Genomic DNA, 403 nt, shown 5'->3' on the forward strand with positions numbered 1-403 from the left:
TGATTCTTTGAGCACTGAACGTTCCGCTAACAATTGACTGAAATAATTCAGATCCCTGTCTGCCGGAAAGTGCATATAGCTTGCCGCTGCCTCACCGGGTCGCGGTGGATTGATATGTAATCTCCCCCGGACCGTATCCTTAGCCGCATTAACACCGAGAATGATAGGCTTGAAACTTGACTTAGTACGGGATGTCGGTTTTTTGGTCGGCCAAACGGGGGAGCGTTTACCGCCGCGAGCCGATTCCCCTTTTATCGCCCATATTCTTCTGCCTATTCTGGCCTTAGAGAACTCGTAGACTTGTTGGGTGTGGTGTCCGCCAGAGTCCATGCATGCCGCCATGATAGTAAAACCGCGTCCATCAGCACGGCGCCAGATTTGTTTTAGATAGTGATCTAAGCGT

The 403-nt window shown here is 50.6% G+C and carries 1 protein-coding gene; it reads right to left on the reverse strand.

Going from position 1 to position 403, the window contains the following annotated elements:
- Positions 1-403 (reverse strand): terminase gpA endonuclease subunit (locus ACGF5R_RS24600; RefSeq protein WP_387693269.1); only part of this gene is annotated, 403 nt, incomplete at both ends.

Source organism: Photorhabdus sp. RM71S (assembly GCF_042879355.1).
Lineage (GTDB): Bacteria > Pseudomonadota > Gammaproteobacteria > Enterobacterales > Enterobacteriaceae > Photorhabdus > Photorhabdus kayaii.